Source organism: Vibrio sp. OPT46, assembly GCF_015163535.1.
GTDB classification, from domain to species: domain Bacteria; phylum Pseudomonadota; class Gammaproteobacteria; order Enterobacterales; family Vibrionaceae; genus Vibrio; species Vibrio alginolyticus.
Genome location: NZ_JADDYG010000861.1, coordinates 2,187 through 4,176, shown reverse-complemented (window position 1 = coordinate 4,176; position 1,990 = coordinate 2,187). Strand labels below are relative to the sequence as shown.

The window sequence follows — 1,990 nt, the reverse complement described above, 5'->3', positions numbered from 1 at the left end:
GATTTTGGCACGGGGTCATCGACGTTTGAAAAACTGGCTCAACTGCCATTCAACGAGTTAAAAATCGATCGTTCGTTTGTACAAGGTGTCGAATGCGACATCAAAAAACGCAACATCGTTGTTGCTATTTGCGCGTTAGCGAAAAGTTTGAATATACGACTGGTCGCGGAAGGTATTGAAGACGAAGTCACATTGCAAGCGATACGTGAGTATGGCATTGATCTTTGCCAAGGCTTCTACATTGATAAACCCATGCCACTAGAAGCCATAACCATACTAAATGAAAGATATGAATAAATTGAATTACTTGATCTTTGACGATCATCCTCTCGTTTGTGTTGCAATCAAGTCGTTGTTGGAAGAGTTAGGGAAAACAAATGGGGTATTTACTGCAACATCAGCGAAGGTGGCATTACAAATATTGAAAAAGGAAGAAATTCAACTGTTGATCTTAGATGTGAACTTGGCAGATTGCGATGGGTTTGATTTCTACAAACGTATCAAATCCCATGGTTATGAAGGCAAAGTCATTTTCTTCTCCGCTGAAACTAGCCAAATGTACAGCCAAATGGCTTTTCGTTCTGGCGCTGATGGCTATGTGTGTAAATCGGAAAATCACGACATTCTTAAAGACGCGATAGAAGCGGTAGAGAAGGGGTATACCTTCTTCAAATTTAAGCAAGTTGTTAACAGCGTTCGAGAAATGCCACAACTTTCAAGCAGAGAAAGTGCAGTAATGAAGTATTTACTACAAGGAAAGTCCAATAGAGAAATCGCTTCAGTGCTATCAATAAGTGACAAAACAGTCAGCACATACAAACGCCGTCTATTGGATAAATTTAACGTAAAGAACATTGTTGAGCTAACAAGAGTGGCGGGGGCGTAAGACCGCATCATGACACTTAAAAGTATCGCGTTGTCTCTTTTCATCGCAACATTACTATTCGTCACTTCTGTCACAATGATTGGTGCGGTGTTAATTTCTTATGAAGTAAAGCAGTTCAACACTTACGCGAATAATTTAGCCAAAATAAAACAAAAAGTAATTCTCATGGGGCTATTGACGGAAGCGCAGCTCGAGCAATACAAAGGCATGAGCGTGAGTGAAGTAGAAGCGCAAACAGAGCTGAGCTTTCAAGATGCGATTTACTCCCTGTCACGTTATGAAAAACTTAATTACGTTGAAGCTGTTGCACGGAAATCGCTTCATCAGGCTGAAGCGTATTTATCAAATGCGTTCAATCGACAAAATGCCGTTATGTATTTTCGTTCTTATACTGGAAACAAACTCATCTTAGAGAGACCGATTGAAGCGCTAGAGGGAGTGAAAGCCACGTTTGATGTTGATTGGTGTAAAAGTAACTATTCTTGTGTGTTAGCCGCGTGGAAAGAGCAACTAACGGACCGGGTATTGTTTTCCCTACCATTTAAAACGACATACTCCGATGACATGGCGATAAGCATCATGAGTCCGGTTTACTTTCAAGGTGAGTTAGTGGGAGAGTTCTCGGAACAATTATACCTCTCGCCGCTTTATAATGATGGGAAAGCGGTGGATGTTCAAATAGCGAATGGGAACAAACAAATGGTGATTTATTTCGCTGGCTACCCCTTTCCATCATTCGCGTACACCCAATCATATGTCGCAGACAACAACAATCTTATCGTTTACATGTACCCATTCAGTAAAATTGTATTGGATTACGTGTTCTTGTTTATCATCTTCTTTTTCGTAACCTTAGCGTATTACAACAAAGCTTATGAATCTAAAGAGAGCAAACTTCGCCTCGCGAAAGCACTGACGAACGTGACGAAAGATGATTTAACGGGATTGTTTAACCGCAGAGTTTTTCAAGATAGCGAGTTCAAACGTCGTTTGGAAACCGCGCCATATTCCGTCATTGCAATAGATGGCGATAGGATCAAGCGAATCAATGACCATTACGGTCACCATGTAGGGGACGAAGTTATTGGGATTATTGCTGATGCT

3 protein-coding genes are annotated in these 1,990 nt (G+C 41.0%); all 3 read left to right on the top strand.

All coding sequences use genetic code 11. The features are described from left to right. Positions 1-297: EAL domain-containing protein (locus IQR33_RS30500; RefSeq protein WP_193844292.1), on the top strand; the 297-nt coding region annotated here is incomplete at its 5' end. Then, positions 290-886: a response regulator transcription factor gene (locus IQR33_RS30495; RefSeq protein WP_193837978.1), complete on the top strand. Its 597-nt coding sequence runs from the start codon at positions 290-292 to the stop codon at positions 884-886. The genes IQR33_RS30500 and IQR33_RS30495, both read left to right, overlap by 8 nt. A gap of 9 nt (positions 887-895) precedes the next feature. Then, on the top strand, positions 896-1,990 hold a 1,095-nt coding region (locus IQR33_RS30490; RefSeq protein ID WP_193844291.1), incomplete at its 3' end, for a diguanylate cyclase.

Coding starts and splice junctions, on each gene's coding strand:
- IQR33_RS30495 (WP_193837978.1), top strand. CDS start 290: ATGAATAAATTGAATTACTTGATCTTTGACGATCATCCTCTCGTTTGT.